At 36.4% G+C, this 13,954-nt stretch carries 17 protein-coding genes and 1 other RNA gene; 8 read left to right on the forward strand and 10 right to left on the reverse strand.

What is annotated here, in order from left to right; all coding sequences use genetic code 11:
* Positions 1-4 precede the first annotated feature (4 nt).
* Complete coding sequence (gene map, locus IGL42_RS08890; protein WP_002356886.1) at positions 5-769, reverse strand: type I methionyl aminopeptidase; 765 nt, start codon at positions 767-769, stop codon at positions 5-7.
* Between the two features lie 174 nt (positions 770-943).
* Between map and IGL42_RS08895 the strand changes: the two genes are divergently transcribed.
* Positions 944-1,387 (forward strand): flavodoxin, encoded by a 444-nt coding sequence (locus IGL42_RS08895; RefSeq protein ID WP_002356885.1) that lies wholly within the window; start codon positions 944-946, stop codon positions 1,385-1,387.
* Positions 1,388-1,460: 73 nt separating this feature from the next.
* Here the strand turns inward: IGL42_RS08895 and IGL42_RS08900 are convergent, their stop codons facing one another.
* Together IGL42_RS08900 and IGL42_RS08905 are read right to left on the reverse strand one after the other, a co-directional pair.
* Complete coding sequence (locus IGL42_RS08900) at positions 1,461-1,934, reverse strand: TspO/MBR family protein (protein WP_002356884.1); 474 nt, start codon at positions 1,932-1,934, stop codon at positions 1,461-1,463.
* Positions 1,935-2,091: 157 nt separating this feature from the next.
* Positions 2,092-2,664: a TetR/AcrR family transcriptional regulator gene (locus IGL42_RS08905; protein ID WP_002356883.1), complete on the reverse strand. Its 573-nt coding sequence runs from the start codon at positions 2,662-2,664 to the stop codon at positions 2,092-2,094.
* A gap of 250 nt (positions 2,665-2,914) precedes the next feature.
* On the opposite strand from IGL42_RS08905, the gene IGL42_RS08910 reads away from it, so the two are divergent.
* Together IGL42_RS08910 and IGL42_RS08915 are read left to right on the forward strand one after the other, a co-directional pair.
* Complete coding sequence (locus IGL42_RS08910; protein WP_002376949.1) at positions 2,915-4,153, forward strand: aminopeptidase; 1,239 nt, start codon at positions 2,915-2,917, stop codon at positions 4,151-4,153.
* Positions 4,154-4,410: 257 nt separating this feature from the next.
* Positions 4,411-4,791, forward strand: coding sequence for a PH domain-containing protein (locus tag IGL42_RS08915; RefSeq protein WP_002356881.1), 381 nt, complete (start codon positions 4,411-4,413; stop codon positions 4,789-4,791).
* 91 nt (positions 4,792-4,882) lie between these two features.
* On the opposite strand, the gene ffs is transcribed toward IGL42_RS08915, so the two are convergent.
* Positions 4,883-4,969, reverse strand: an RNA gene (ffs, locus tag IGL42_RS08920) — signal recognition particle sRNA small type.
* 39 nt (positions 4,970-5,008) lie between these two features.
* Entirely contained in the window at positions 5,009-5,530 is a 522-nt protein-coding gene (gene tadA, locus IGL42_RS08925; RefSeq protein ID WP_010710596.1) for a tRNA adenosine(34) deaminase TadA, read from the reverse strand.
* Between the two features lie 77 nt (positions 5,531-5,607).
* On the opposite strand from tadA, the gene IGL42_RS08930 reads away from it, so the two are divergent.
* Positions 5,608-6,459, forward strand: coding sequence for a PucR family transcriptional regulator (locus IGL42_RS08930; RefSeq protein ID WP_002383772.1), 852 nt, complete (start codon positions 5,608-5,610; stop codon positions 6,457-6,459).
* Positions 6,460-6,515: 56 nt separating this feature from the next.
* Entirely contained in the window at positions 6,516-7,361 is an 846-nt protein-coding gene (locus tag IGL42_RS08935) for a PhzF family phenazine biosynthesis protein (RefSeq protein WP_010710597.1), read from the forward strand.
* Between the two features lie 26 nt (positions 7,362-7,387).
* On the opposite strand, the gene IGL42_RS08940 is transcribed toward IGL42_RS08935, so the two are convergent.
* Positions 7,388-7,726, reverse strand: a complete 339-nt coding sequence (locus IGL42_RS08940) for a hypothetical protein (RefSeq protein WP_002356871.1) — start codon at positions 7,724-7,726, stop codon at positions 7,388-7,390.
* An 83-nt stretch (positions 7,727-7,809) separates the two neighbouring features.
* Entirely contained in the window at positions 7,810-8,514 is a 705-nt protein-coding gene (locus tag IGL42_RS08945; protein WP_002383773.1) for a zinc metallopeptidase, read from the reverse strand.
* A 198-nt stretch (positions 8,515-8,712) separates the two neighbouring features.
* Here IGL42_RS08945 and IGL42_RS08950 point away from each other — a divergent pair, with 198 nt between their 5' ends.
* Positions 8,713-9,066, forward strand: a complete 354-nt coding sequence (locus tag IGL42_RS08950) for a YxeA family protein (protein ID WP_002387247.1) — start codon at positions 8,713-8,715, stop codon at positions 9,064-9,066.
* A gap of 37 nt (positions 9,067-9,103) precedes the next feature.
* On the opposite strand, the gene IGL42_RS08955 is transcribed toward IGL42_RS08950, so the two are convergent.
* Together IGL42_RS08955 and treP are read right to left on the reverse strand one after the other, a co-directional pair.
* Positions 9,104-10,108 (reverse strand): nucleoid-associated protein, encoded by a 1,005-nt coding sequence (locus IGL42_RS08955; protein WP_002356866.1) that lies wholly within the window; start codon positions 10,106-10,108, stop codon positions 9,104-9,106.
* 127 nt (positions 10,109-10,235) lie between these two features.
* Complete coding sequence (gene treP, locus IGL42_RS08960) at positions 10,236-11,702, reverse strand: PTS system trehalose-specific EIIBC component (protein WP_002383776.1); 1,467 nt, start codon at positions 11,700-11,702, stop codon at positions 10,236-10,238.
* A 211-nt stretch (positions 11,703-11,913) separates the two neighbouring features.
* On the opposite strand from treP, the gene gloA2 reads away from it, so the two are divergent.
* Together gloA2 and IGL42_RS08970 are read left to right on the forward strand one after the other, a co-directional pair.
* Positions 11,914-12,294, forward strand: coding sequence for an SMU1112c/YaeR family gloxylase I-like metalloprotein (gene gloA2, locus IGL42_RS08965; protein WP_002356864.1), 381 nt, complete (start codon positions 11,914-11,916; stop codon positions 12,292-12,294).
* 21 nt (positions 12,295-12,315) lie between these two features.
* Positions 12,316-12,798 (forward strand): SRPBCC family protein, encoded by a 483-nt coding sequence (locus IGL42_RS08970; protein WP_002356863.1) that lies wholly within the window; start codon positions 12,316-12,318, stop codon positions 12,796-12,798.
* 43 nt (positions 12,799-12,841) lie between these two features.
* Here the strand turns inward: IGL42_RS08970 and IGL42_RS08975 are convergent, their stop codons facing one another.
* Positions 12,842-13,954 carry an FUSC family protein gene (locus IGL42_RS08975; protein ID WP_002359884.1) on the reverse strand — a complete coding sequence of 371 codons (1,113 nt, stop codon included), beginning with the start codon at positions 13,952-13,954 and terminating at the stop codon, positions 12,842-12,844.

A 13,954-nucleotide genomic window follows, 5' to 3' on the forward strand; every position in this document is an offset into this window, starting at 1 on the left:
CTTATTAATAAGTCAATTCTTCGCCTTGTGACGTTAAGATTCTTGGACCTTCTTTCGTAATCGCTAATGAATGTTCATATTGACAACTTAGACCGCCATCTTCAGTATAAGCAGTCCAACCATTTGGGTCCATTTTCATGCGCCAAGTTCCTGTGTTAACCATTGGCTCAATGGTAATAACCATTCCCTCTTTTAAACGTAGTCCTTTACCTGCTTCACCATAGTGAGGAATCATTGGACTTTCATGGATAGTTGGGCCAATGCCGTGACCTACAAAATCGCGAACTACCCCGTAGCCTTCTCCTTCTACATACGTTTGAATTGCATGACCAATGTCGCCAATTCTATTTCCTACTTGTGCTTGTTCAATCCCAAGATATAGCGCTTTTTTGGTTACTTCCATCAAGCGGTCAATTTCAGGTGTTGATTCACCCACGACATAAGACCAGCATGAATCAGAGATTGCGCCCTTTAAGTCGACACACATATCTACTTTGATTAGGTCGCCATCTTTTAATACTTTTTTACGAGGAAATCCGTGGCAAATTTCGTCGTTGATACTACAACAGGTAGCATATTTGTAACCTTCATAGCCAATTTGAGCCGCCACGCCACCATGACTTTCAATAAAGTCTCTCACAAATACTTCAATATCCCAGCTTGTAATGCCAGGTTTAATAAACGTCCGTAAATGACGGTGAACATCCGCTAATAATTCCCCTGATTCATCCATCATTTCAATTTCTCGTGGTGATTTTAATGTAATCATACTATCTCTCCTAAACTTGTTTCATTCAAATTATTTTATCACATTTTTTGCAAAAAAGATTGTTCAAACACCAATTTTCAAAAAGTCCCTTAATAAAAGCACTCGCTAGTCTTTTATAAGAAATGCGCATCTGCTATAATAAGTGACAGAATTGTATGAGGGGGAAGAAAGTTTATGACGTTAGCTAAAATTGTGTATGCAAGCATGACTGGGAATACAGAAGAAATTGCCGACATTGTTGCAGAAGCATTTGAAGATTTAGAATTAGAGGTCGAAATTGATGAGTGTACGCAAGTCGATGCCGCTGATTTTGAAGAGGCCGATATCTGTGTAGTAGCTACATATACGTATGGCGATGGCGATTTACCTGATGAAATTGTCGACTTTTATGAAGACTTACAAGAGATTGATTTATCAGGAAAAATCTTCGGCGTTTGTGGTTCAGGAGACACGTTTTATGATGATTTTTGTAAATCGGTGGACGACTTCGAAGCAGTCTTTACTCAAATTGGGGCAAAAAAAGGCGCCGACAGCGTTAAAGTTGATTTAGCCGCTGAAGAAGACGACATCCAACGTTTAGAAGAATTTGCGAAAAAATTAGCAACTGCCGCAGAATAACTACGTTGAAATAAATAAAAAAACACCAGAGAAAAATGGCTAGTTCCCATTTTTCTCTGGTGTTTTGATATTCCTAATTTAAAAATAAAATACTGTAATTTAAAGCTGCCGCAAAAGTAACCCAAAGAATATAAGGAATCATCAACCAGCCACGCGTTATTAATTTATAACGCAAGTAGTCCCACTGTTGAACTATTAATAATAGCCATAACAATGAGATATCAATCACAGATAATAAATTATTTTGTAAAGAAAAAAAGAAAAATGTCCAGAAAAAGTTTGCAATAAATTGTAAAATAAATAGCGTAATCATCCGTTTTTTCTGTTGTTTATTTGGATGAACTAAGATGAAATAAAAAGTAATGCCCATAAAAATATACAACACCAACCACACTGGTCCAAATAACCAGCCTGGCGGAGCAAAACTTGGTAATCTCAACGCTTGATAATATTCTCTCGCATTTACTGAAAATAAGCCCGACAAGAGCCCTAGTCCGGTAATTCCTACAATACTTAGCCATAAACGCTTATCTTTCACTCGGTTCATGTTTTTTGCCCCTTTCTATTTCTCTTCTTTACTGTAGCATGGTTGCGAATAATCTACCATTAATACACTTAACAAAAAAAGACCGTTCTTTTAAGAAACAGTCTTTTGCTGTAACCTCACAGAAGTTATCAGCATGAGGTTACACTTTTTTTAATTTTTATAGGTCAATATCAATTGGTTCATCTCGTTCAAGAATTGCTTCAATACTATCTTTCATTAAATGAATGATTTGTTCTTCTGAAGGATGGATAATTCCAGAAGTCATCAATGCAGCCACACCAGTAGCGACCACCCATGTTCCCATGTGTAAAGAGTCAATTTGAACATCGTTTAAATTAGCATACTCAGGATCAGCTTTTACCGCTTCAGTAAAATAGTGATAAGAGAATTCTTGCATTTTTTTGCCGCCACCATATTCTTCTAAATAAAGCGCACGGTATAACTTACTTTCACTTGTCGCAAAATGAATATAGTTTAAAGCCAAATCAACAATTGTATTCCCAGTATGTTTTACTGGAAATACTTCTTTCGCTAAGTATTTATGAATTTTTTGGAATAAAGCATCGCGTAAATCATCCATGTTTTTAAATTCCAAATAAATCGGTTGGGTGGAACATTTCATTTTATTAGCAATATTACGTGCAGTGAACTTCGAAAATCCTTCAGTGGCGACTACTTCATAGGCAGCTGTTAAAATCTGCTCTTTCGTAATGGTTTTTTTTCTTGCCATAATTCCCTATCCCCTTTATTCATTCATATACAACGCTTCCAAATAAATGCTTATGGTTATTGTAACACGATTTTTCTATTATGCAAAATTAGAACAACTCTTTGTACAAAAGTTCACTGAGCGGGAGCACGACAACTTTTACCCCGACTTAAAATAACAGTTGATAAAGGCTTTATTTCGTTGAGTTCCCTGCTCTTCCGTGTTATGATATGAGCAGTCATTACCCATCAAAATGAAGGAGGAATCACGAATGACCTTAGAGAATTTTAATGAAAATCTAAAGAAATATGCACGTTTAATTGCTGAAACGGGTGTCAATGTTCAGGACCATCATACGGTTGTTTTACAAATCAGTGTCGATCAAGCGCCCCTTGCCCGCTTAATTACGGAAGAAGCTTATCGCTTAGGCGCGGCCGAAGTAATTGTTCAATGGAGCGACGAAACCATTCAACGTGAATTTTTAGCTCATGCTGCAACTGATCGTATTGAAAATGTTCCTCAATATAAAATTGATCAAACCGATGATTGGATTGCCAAAGGCGCAAGCCGAATTAGCGTGGTTTCTTCTAATCCTGATGCATTAGCTGGCGTGGATGCACAACGTGTAGCAGCTTTCCAAGCGGCTAATGGGAAAGCATTGGTCAACCTACGAAAAGCAACGCAAGCCAACAAAGTAAGTTGGACTGTTGTAGCTGCTGCTAGTGAAGGCTGGGCAGCTAAAGTCTTTCCAGAATTAGCAACAAGTGAAGAACAAGTTGATGCACTTTGGAATGAAATTTTCAAAACAACACGAATTTATGAAGAAAACCCAGTCATTGCTTGGGATATCCATGATAAAAAATTACAAGAAAAAGCGGCTGAATTAAACGAACAACAATTTACTGCTTTACACTACACAGCTCCTGGGACAGATTTAACGATTGGTTTGCCTAAAAACCATTTATGGGAAGGCGCTGGTAGTTATAACGCTCGTGGGGAAGAATTCATGGCTAATATGCCAACAGAAGAAGTTTTCACCGCCCCAGATAGTCGCCGCGTTGATGGTTATGTTTCTAGTACAAAACCACTAAGTTATGCTGGCACAATCATTTCGGGAATGAAATTTACATTTAAAGATGGAAAAGTTGTTGACTTCTCAGCTGAACAAGGCGAAGAAGCATTGAAAAATCTCTTAGCTATTGATGAAGGTGCCAAACACTTAGGAGAAGTTGCTTTAGTACCAGACCCTTCACCAATTTCACAATCCGGTTTGATTTTTTATAATACATTGTTTGATGAAAATGCCTCTAATCATTTAGCCTTTGGTTCAGCCTATGCCTTCAACTTACAAGGCGGCACGGAGATGAGCGAAGAAGAATTAGCTGAAGCTGGTTTAAATCGTAGCCAAACACATGTGGACTTTATGGTAGGATCTGACAAAATGAATATTGACGGCATTAAGGAAGACGGGACGATTGTTCCAGTTTTTAGAAATGGCGATTGGGCATAGTCTACCAAATGTTGAAACCAAAGTTTTTAGCTCCAAGAAATAAGAAGAAACTGCTTTTATTCAGTAGGTTCTTTTAAAATTTAGAAAGTGAGGCCTAAGTTGCAGCGATTTAGGCCTCACTTTCTTATGCTAAAAAATCAATTGCATTCGAAGGACCTTTAACGTTATAATTAAATTGAAAGCGGATTCTTTTACACGATATAAGTTTACTTTTAAATAAAAGAATTTTTTCAAAAAAGTAGAATTGGAGAATTAACATGGGATTATTTGATGGATTATTAGGGAATGCAACACAAAATAACAATGAAACAGCTGAAAAAGAATTACGGGATGTTTTAATCCCTAACGAAAAAGTAGATATGGCCTTCACTTTAGTAAGAGATTTAATTGTCTTTACAGATAAACGCTTAATTTTAGTCGATAAACAAGGAATTACAGGTAAAAAAGTTGATTATAAATCGATTCCCTACAAATCTATTTCACGCTTTTCTGTTGAAACTAGTGGACATTTCGACCTAGATGCAGAACTAAAGATATGGATTTCAAGTGCTGAGTTACCTTCAGTAAGTCTTCAATTTAGAAAAGATAAAGATATTGTTGCTATTCAACAAGCCTTAGCAGCTGCTGTGTTATCTTGAATCCACAAAAAAAGACAGGGAAGCGACCAACTTTCCTGTCTTTTTAATTTTAGATAAAATAAAAAAGGCTTCTCAGCCTTGATACGTTCCTTATTCAATCAGACACATGGCGGCACTTGCTTAGTGCTGCTTCCTTCCGGATCTGACACAATTCACTAGCCCGCCATTGTCCTAGCCTTTCGGCAAAACCTAGTATAACGTATTTTTATTCTTTTGACTAGTCTTTCTTTTGATTTTTTAAAAGTTTCTCTTCTTTTTTCTTTGCCCGTAACTTTTTAAAGAACTGAACTAGCAATAAGCGACACTCTTCTTCTAAAACGCCTGCTTCGACATAGGCCGCATGATTGAAGCGTTCATCTTCTAATAAATTCATCAAAGTCCCAGCAGTGCCTGCTTTAGGATCGGTTGCGCCATAATAAACTTCTGGAATTCGTGCCAAAAGCATCGCCCCACTACACATTGGACAAGGTTCTAAAGTTACAAATAATTGGGTTTCTTCTAGACGCCAATTTTCTATCCCACGACACGCTTCTTGGATTGCATACATTTCTGCATGCGCCGTTGCTTCTTGCCGTGCTTCTCTCAGATTATGCCCGCGGCCAATAATTTCCCCTTGCCGAACAATTACAGCTCCAATAGGCACCTCAGCCAAACCTTCTGCTTTTTTCGCTTCTGCAATGGCTTCTCGCATAAAAAATTCTTTTTCTTCTTGTGTTAACGTTGTTTCTTTTTTTCCCAATTAATTTCCACCTTTCGGCTTTTTCCCACTAAACTTCTGTCTTGCTTCATGGTACAATAAATCAGTGAGGTGTGTCTATGATTATTGAAAATTTATCTCAGCTTTATCCCAAAGGCTATTTATCAAAAACAATTGGTTCCGAAGCCACCTATTCAATTCCTGTTGACGACCAATTTTTCATTGTGAATAAAGCTTTCTTAAGTATTAAAGAACAGCATTTGTTGGAAGCGCTTTTCCCGATTTCTGAAAACCCAACAATTACTGGTAACCATCCTTGGTTCAGTTACTTATTTCAACAGGCAAAATTACCTGCCGAAGGGACCTTTCGTATGTTGCAAATTCAAACGAATGTCACAAAAGAATTACAAGCTGAATGGCAATTTAATTTAACAAAGATGTTTCCAGATACAGTTGATTGTTTCAGTCCAAGTAATAATATGTATATTTTAGTTGAAGAACAGTCAAAAAATACCTTTCAACAAGAAGAAATTCAAGGGATCTTTTTAACATTAGATACAGACTTTGATTGCACTAGTGCTGTATTTGTTGGCAATTTTTATTCCTCTGAAGACATTCTCCGGCGTTGTTTCCATGAAGAACAACGTATTTTTTCAGAAGAACTTAATTCCTCTAGTCGGACGACTGTTTTTAGTTTAACTGATGTTGCCCTCCACTATTTTACCAAGGAAGCCATGAGCCAAAATGTACTTGTTGAGTATTATCGTCGTTTATTAAATAAAGACACCGATATTCAGCCAATCATCAGCGCTTTGTGGAAAAATCAAGGCAATATCAGCTCCACTGCAAAAGATTTATTTATGCATCGAAATACTTTACACTATCGGTTGGAAAAGTTTTTTGAACAAACTGGCTTATCTTTAAAAAAAATGGATGATTTAATCTTTTGTTATTTGTTATTAAGAAAGTAGCACGTCCATTTTTTACTCGTATGTTTTTTATTCCCAATTAGAAAGTAGGCGTTCCAATGAAAATTACCGCATATGTCGCTAGTGCATTTAGTAAAAACCACGAAGGTGGCAACAAAGCAGGCGTTGTTTTTATGACACAGCCCTTAACGAGAACCCAAAAAATGGCCATCGCCAAAGAACTAGGATTTGCAGAAACTGCTTTTATTTCAGACTCAAAGATTGCTGATTTCCGCCTTGAATATTTTACACCAAAAGAAGAAGTCGACTTATGTGGCCACGCGACAATTGGCGCTTTCACCATCATGAAGCACTTAAATAAATTATTGCAAACAGAATATACAATCGAAACGAACAGCGGTTTGCTCGCAATCACGGCGAACGGTGAACAACTATTTATGGAACAAACTGTCCCAACTTTTTATGATACGCTCACTTTAGAAGAATTGAGCGGCTGCTTTGATTTAAACGCAGTGGCAACTGCTTTTCCTATCCAGATTGTGTCAACGGGCCTAAAAGATATTTTGGTTCCCATTAAAAATGCGCAATTATTACAGGATTTACAACCAAACTTTGAAAAAATTAAGTTACTTAGTCAAAAGTATGGAGTTATTGGGATGCATCTTTTTGCTTTGTCTGAAGAAAATATCATTTGTAGGAATTTTGCACCCCTTTATGACATCGATGAAGAAGCCGCTACTGGTACATCAAATGGTGCGTTAGCTTGTTATCTGTACCATCACCAAATTTTACAAAAAACCAATTACACCTTTGCCCAAGGTTATACCTTAAACGCTCCTTCAGAAGTCTTAGTGCGTTTGAACACTACATCCCAAAAGACAATTGATCAAGTTCTAGTTGGTGGCAGAGGCTATTATGTTGAAACAAAAGAATTATTTTTATAAAAAAAAGATGGCCTAGGCCATCTTTTTTACTTCATTGCATCTTCAATAAATGTGAAAAAGCGTTCTTTTAAAGAATCTGTATTGTCTTTAACTTTTTCGCCATATTCAGCTAATTTTGAACCGCCATCTTTCACACGATCCACAACATTTAAAACAGAATCTAATTCATCATCGGATAAATCATCGACAATCGATAATAATTTTTGGTTTCCATCAAATTTATCGTCTACAAACTTTTTAACTTTATAACGATTGGAAACATGAGATACCTTCTTAATAATTTTTTCAGAAGCGATGACTGCAACAGAGACACTTGCAACTGCAGCAATGCTTAAACCGATACCAATTTTTGTTGATGCTTTCATTTCCTTCAGCTCCTCTGTTATTTTCTACTTTAATCATAACATATTATTACTTTTATGCGTAATAGAAAGACCTTTACTAGCACTTAGTCTCGTCGGTTATTGCCACCAAATAAAATAACCAAACGTAAAAGTTGTAAAAAGGTCGAAAGCGCCGCTGCTACGTAGGTAAGTGCAGCTGCAAAAAGAACTTTTCTGGCCATTGGGACTTCTTCTTCTGTTAATAACCCACCTTCAGAAAGAATACTTAATGCACGTCTAGACGCATTAAACTCCACCGGTAAAGTCACCAATTGAAAAATCAAGGCTAATGAAAAAGCCAAAATTCCAATGTTGATTAATGTTTGATTCCAACTAAATAAAACACCAAGCAAAATTAGTGGAAAGGAAATGGTTGAACCGATGTTGGCAACTGGAACAATAGCTGCACGAAGACGTAAAGGCACATAGTTCGTATGATCTTGTACCGCATGTCCGCATTCATGAGCCGCCACGCCAATAGCCGCGACCGATGTCGATTGAGCAGTGGCTTCGGATAAGCTCAACATTTTGTTTCCAGAATTATAATTGTCGGTTAAATCACCCGCAATTTGCTGAACTCCAACATCATTAATTTGTTCTTTTTGTAAAATATATTGTGCTGCCTGCGTGCCTGTAACATGTTTACTGCTTCGTACTTGATCATATTTACGAAAGGTACTGTTAACATATGCGGAGGCCGCACCAGAAATCGCAATTCCGATAATTACCAATATATAGGTTGGATCGATTCCAAAATAAAAGGGCATCATTGTCCTCTACCTCCATCTTTTTTTCTTTATTGTAGCATGATAGTGAAAAAAAGGGAGCGACAAACGTTGTCTTTTGTTTAAAAAAATGATGAATTTTTCAAGAAAGTGCCGAAACTAACAAAATTGTCACTCAATTAACGGAAAAAAATATGGCAAATTTCCTAAAAAAAAGGCATACTATTCCTTGAGGTGAGGAAAATGAAAACATTACTAAAAATATTAATTCCCATAGTCATTTTAGCCGGTGGTAGCTGGGGCGTTTATAATTACTATTACGGTGGAGAAGCCTATTATACACAAATCACAACATCTGGTGAAAAGAAAGATGAAAAAACAAATTCTGGTGAAGCAATGACCATTTATTACTATCAACAACCTGCGTTTAATAAAAACGGTGAAGAAAAAACCGTGGAATTAAACGAATCCCGTGATCAACCTTTGCGTATGAAAGCCTATCTAAAATTGAAAGTTAATCCCCGTAAAGGCGTGATCAGCTGGAATGAAGTGACAGAAAAAGAAGTCCCTGAAAAAGCTTTAGAAAAATTAAAATAAAGAAAAAACCGTTGGCAAGCGACCAACGGTTTTTTCTTTATAATTGATTACTAATTTTTTCGATATTTTTTAGCATAATGGACACTGTGCCATCTGGATTATTAACAAATTCAATTAAATCGCCATTGCGGTAAACATCTAACGGAACAATTAATTCAATACCGTTATCCATTTTTAACTTCTGTTTGCCAAATTTCTTTTCAGAAATTTCGCGAGATTCTCTGACTGGCGGTGTTTTGTCGACAAACTTCGATTCATTCACTTCTTCTTGGTAAGCTAATTTAGCTGATACATTTTCTTTAAACACTTGCTCAGCAATCTGCTCATTGTCAATCGTCCCCGTTTCCTCAATGCTATCATACACCGCTTCTTTTACAGAAGCCATTAGTTCAAACTCATCTTCGTTAAATTTCTTTCCAATGCGTTTGACTGCTTTTTTAATTTCTTTGATATTTTCTTCCATGGAAGGTGCCGCTTGCGTCTCAATCACTTTTTCAGAGAAATACCAGATTTTTTCTCCTGAAAATTCATATCTTTTCTCTAGTAATTCAAACGCTAATGTATCTAAGTCAACTGTAATTCCTTCATCTGGTTTTTGTGATTTTGAAGACAAAATTGCTCGATTGATAATCAGTTTGTTATAAACGGATTCTTCTTCATAGTCGACGTAATGCGTGTAACTTTCTTTATAGTTTAATTTAATCATTGCGACATGTAACACCGTATCTAATTCATATAAAATGAACAAAATATCAGCACTAGGCGCATCTTCGCTTCCTGAATAAACATCATACCAATGTTGGGTAACTTCTTGGCTTTTCTTTACAAAATCACTAGGAATCCCACGTAACGTGTCAACAAAGGAACTATTTTCCGCCAATGTTCCAGTCTTTGTTTGTGCAGTCGAAAGTTTTGAAATTTTTGCAGTTAAATACGTTCGAATATACTCAGTCGTTAAATCTAGTTCCTTTTCAGAAAAAACCGGCGTCCCAGTTTCTCGATCAATAATGTGTAAAATTGCTTTTTTTAAATAAATATCCATTTTTACGCTCTCCTTTTCTCAACCTTTTTAGTCTAACTGAAAGAGAGAAAAAAGCCAATAGTTTCTATAAAAAGAAGAAGAATTCGTAGACAAATGTCTACGAATTCTTCTTAACTTCAAAAAGCGATTACCCTTCTTCGCTGTATAACATCCCTGTTGCTTCATCAACTGGATCGACTTTATTAAAGATGCCTTTCTTTCTGAAAATATAAGTTAAGCCCATTGGTACGATAATGGCAATCACCATTGCGCCTAAAAACGGCAAGTAATATTGTGGCACAATAGATAAAATTCCTGGCAAGCCACCGACGCCGATACTTGTCGCACGAACGCCCATTAAAGTGGCAAACATTCCGGCCATTGCTGAACCAATCATGCCCGCAACAAATGGATAAACATATTTTAAGTTGATCCCAAACATCGCTGGTTCAGTCACACCTAGGTAACAAGAAATCATTGCTGGAATCGAAACTTGTTCTTCTTTTTTGTTTCCACGATGCATAAAGATAACCGCTAAAACTGCTGAACCTTGTGCAATATTTGATAAAGCAATCATTGGCCATAAGTTGGTTGACTGAAAGTCAGCAATCAACTGTAAATCAATAGCATTACTCATATGATGCAACCCAGTGATAACTAATGGTGCGTACATAAAGCCAAAGACGGCGCCAAATAACCAATTAAATGTTGACGTTAATCCTGCATTCACAATATCAGAAACCCAACTACCAATCGTCCAACCGATTGGTCCTAAAATGACATGTGCAGCCAATACTGTCGGTACTAAAGCAAACAATGGGACAAAAATCATTGAAATTGCTTGAGGAATCACTTTTCTAAAGAAAATTTCAAGATAGGCAAGCAAGAAGCCGGCTAACATAGCTGGGATAACTTGCGCTTGATAACCAATCATGTTAACTTGAGCAAACCCAAAATCCCAGAAAGGAATTTCTGCTGCTTTAGTCGTCGCAACTGAATAAGCATTCAGAAGTTGTGGTGAGACTAATGTAATCCCTAGGACAATCCCCAAGATTTGTGTGGTTCCCATTTTCTTCGTAATACTCCACGTAATCCCAACTGGCAAGAAGTGGAAAATTGCTTCGCCGATTAACCATAAGAATGAATTGACTCCATTCCAAAATTGAGAAACTTCCACGATTGTTTGACCATCAAGAAAGCCAAATGGAACCCCTTCCAAAATATTGCGGAACCCTAAAATCAATCCCCCGATAACAAGTGCAGGAATCAATGGTGTAAAAATCTCAGCTAAAACAGAAACAACTCGTTGAACAGGACTCAAATTACTTTTGGCAGCTGCTTTCCCTTCTTCTTTTGAAACCCCTTCTAAACCGGAAATTGCAGAAAAATCATTATAAAATTGTGGGACTTCATTCCCAATAATTACTTGAAACTGTCCAGCATTTGTAAAGGTTCCTTTTACAGAAGGGATATCTTCAATCACAGGTACATCCGCTTTTTTTGGATCTTTTAATACAAAACGCATTCGAGTTGCACAATGAGAAACAGCTGAAATATTTTCTTTGCCTCCTACTGCTTTCAACAACTGTTGTGCATCGCTTTGAAACTTACCCATTTTACATTCTCCTCTCAAACTTGTATATACAATTAAGTTGTATATACATCATACTCGATTATTCTTTTTTTGGCAAGCGCTTTCTTTCAAAAAAATAATTTTATTTTTTTGCAAATCCCTTGTCTTTTCTTAAAGAGTCAAACAGAACGCTTTTTTAGCTGCTTCTTTATTGCTATACTACAGAGGGAAAAAACGAAAAGGAGTATGAAAAATGTTTTTTAAAGAAATTCATCATGTGGCAATCAATGCCTCAAATTATCAAGCAACTAAAAATTTTTATGTCGAAAAGTTGGGCTTTGAAGTTCTTCGCGAAAATCATCGTCCCGAAAAAAACGATATTAAATTAGATTTAAAATTAGGCAGCCAAGAATTGGAAATTTTTATTTCTGATCAATTTCCCGCTCGCCCCTCTTATCCTGAAGCTTTAGGATTACGTCATTTAGCTTTTAAAGTTGAACATATTGAAGAAGTGATTGCTTTTTTAAATGAGCAAGGAATTGAAACAGAACCGCTACGAGTAGATGATTTTACGGGTGAAAAAATGACCTTCTTTTTTGATCCAGATGGACTACCTTTAGAACTTCATGAATAATAAATAAAGGAGAGAAACAAAATGAAAGATACCTTTCGCTTAGAAAACCAGACGATTTATTTTGGTACAGAACGGGCAATTTCAGCCAGCCCTCAAACGATTTGGCGCTACCTGACTGAGACAGACAAGCTAAAACAATGGTTTCCAGAATTAGAAATTGGTGAATTAGGTGTTAACGGGTTTTGGCGGTTTATTCTGCCCGATTTTGAAGAAACAATGCCTTTCACTGATTATGCAGAGGAAAAATATCTGGGCGTGACTTGGGATACTGGTATCATCTATTTTGACTTAAAAGAACAAGCACCTCATCAGACCCTGTTAGTCTTTTCAGAATCTCTCCCAGAAAATTTTACAACACCTCGCCATAAAGATATCGCTGGTTGGTCAATTGTTCTCAATCGCTTGAAGCAAGTAGTTGAAACTCCTGATGCAGCACCAGAAAAAATAGATTTTCCGCAAATAGAAAATCATTACTTGGAAAAATTAACGAATTTAGAAAATTAAAAAGTGTGGCACAACGGGTAAATCACCCTCTGTGCCACACTTTTTAAAAACGTAAAATACGCTGATAAACAAATAAACCTAAATCAATTAAGCAAACAACAAAAATTGCCAATAATACAAAAGAGACCCGCAACTCTGCGGCGTACATCCCTCGTAAACTAATTGTTGCCAAACATAACCCAAAAATCGTTGCCATTGTCACTTGTAACACGGTTCCTGGTTTTAGGGCATAAACAAAAATGCCAATCAAACTAGAAACAATGAGGTGTGTCAGTGGCAATTGAAGCCAATTGACAACAAACAGACTAAGGAAACATCCTAAAAGAGTCCCCCAAAAACGTGTCTTAATACGCGTGTTCATTTCTGCTTTCACTGGATGCAAGAGTAGAAAAACATTCATCGGAATCCAAATTATTTTAATGCCTCCTACACTCCACATTAAAATAAAACTCAGCGTAATGGTGAAACTCATACGAATAGCTAAACGAAATCGTTGCACTCTTTCGTCAGGACTTTCTAAAAATTGTTTGAAACTTGTAATCCCAAAAAAAGTCTGTTGTAAGTCGTGCCAGAAATTAATAACTGCCAATTTTTGTTGCTTCATATTTAATTGAATGCTTTTAAAAAAACGAACATGGCCCCTACTCTTTAAGCTAGTTAGCTGACGTAATCCTGTTTGCCACCAAGCGTTTAATGTTAAAGCCAATAAAAAAAGACCAATTAAAAAGGCCACAACTTGAGATTGCATCAAAAATGTATTTCCTTTAACCTGGATTAACTGACAAAACGTAAACATCATCAAATAACTATGATACCGCATCGGTGTCGCAGATGAATAAAATAAATAAACAATTAAAAATGTCACACTACTATTTAAAATAATAGACCAGCTAAAGGAACTACTAGCTATAAATGCTAAAAAACTGATCACAAATTGCCTGATACTCATTTTGAGCAGCGCTACAAACGAATAATCTTTTTTATAGTTAATTTTAAACATAATAGTAAATACAGGCACCATAATTAAATAGCTTGGGGAAAATAAAAAATCCAATGTATAAAAACTAACCAAAAAAAAGGCGATGACTGGGAAAATAGCCCAAACATACGCAAAAAATTGCTGACTTTTTGTACTAAAAAAATAAATAACAATCAC

The sequence above is a fragment of the Enterococcus sp. DIV0712 genome, assembly GCF_050554855.1.
GTDB classification, from domain to species: domain Bacteria; phylum Bacillota; class Bacilli; order Lactobacillales; family Enterococcaceae; genus Enterococcus; species Enterococcus faecalis.

Coding starts and splice junctions, on each gene's coding strand:
- map (WP_002356886.1), bottom strand. CDS start 769: ATGATTACATTAAAATCACCACGAGAAATTGAAATGATGGATGAATCA.
- IGL42_RS08895 (WP_002356885.1), top strand. CDS start 944: ATGACGTTAGCTAAAATTGTGTATGCAAGCATGACTGGGAATACAGAA.
- IGL42_RS08900 (WP_002356884.1), bottom strand. CDS start 1,934: ATGAACCGAGTGAAAGATAAGCGTTTATGGCTAAGTATTGTAGGAATT.
- IGL42_RS08905 (WP_002356883.1), bottom strand. CDS start 2,664: ATGGCAAGAAAAAAAACCATTACGAAAGAGCAGATTTTAACAGCTGCC.
- IGL42_RS08910 (WP_002376949.1), top strand. CDS start 2,915: ATGACCTTAGAGAATTTTAATGAAAATCTAAAGAAATATGCACGTTTA.
- IGL42_RS08915 (WP_002356881.1), top strand. CDS start 4,411: ATGGGATTATTTGATGGATTATTAGGGAATGCAACACAAAATAACAAT.
- IGL42_RS08930 (WP_002383772.1), top strand. CDS start 5,608: ATGATTATTGAAAATTTATCTCAGCTTTATCCCAAAGGCTATTTATCA.
- IGL42_RS08935 (WP_010710597.1), top strand. CDS start 6,516: ATGAAAATTACCGCATATGTCGCTAGTGCATTTAGTAAAAACCACGAA.
- IGL42_RS08940 (WP_002356871.1), bottom strand. CDS start 7,726: ATGAAAGCATCAACAAAAATTGGTATCGGTTTAAGCATTGCTGCAGTT.
- IGL42_RS08945 (WP_002383773.1), bottom strand. CDS start 8,514: ATGATGCCCTTTTATTTTGGAATCGATCCAACCTATATATTGGTAATT.
- IGL42_RS08950 (WP_002387247.1), top strand. CDS start 8,713: ATGAAAACATTACTAAAAATATTAATTCCCATAGTCATTTTAGCCGGT.
- IGL42_RS08955 (WP_002356866.1), bottom strand. CDS start 10,108: ATGGATATTTATTTAAAAAAAGCAATTTTACACATTATTGATCGAGAA.
- treP (WP_002383776.1), bottom strand. CDS start 11,702: ATGGGTAAGTTTCAAAGCGATGCACAACAGTTGTTGAAAGCAGTAGGA.
- gloA2 (WP_002356864.1), top strand. CDS start 11,914: ATGTTTTTTAAAGAAATTCATCATGTGGCAATCAATGCCTCAAATTAT.
- IGL42_RS08970 (WP_002356863.1), top strand. CDS start 12,316: ATGAAAGATACCTTTCGCTTAGAAAACCAGACGATTTATTTTGGTACA.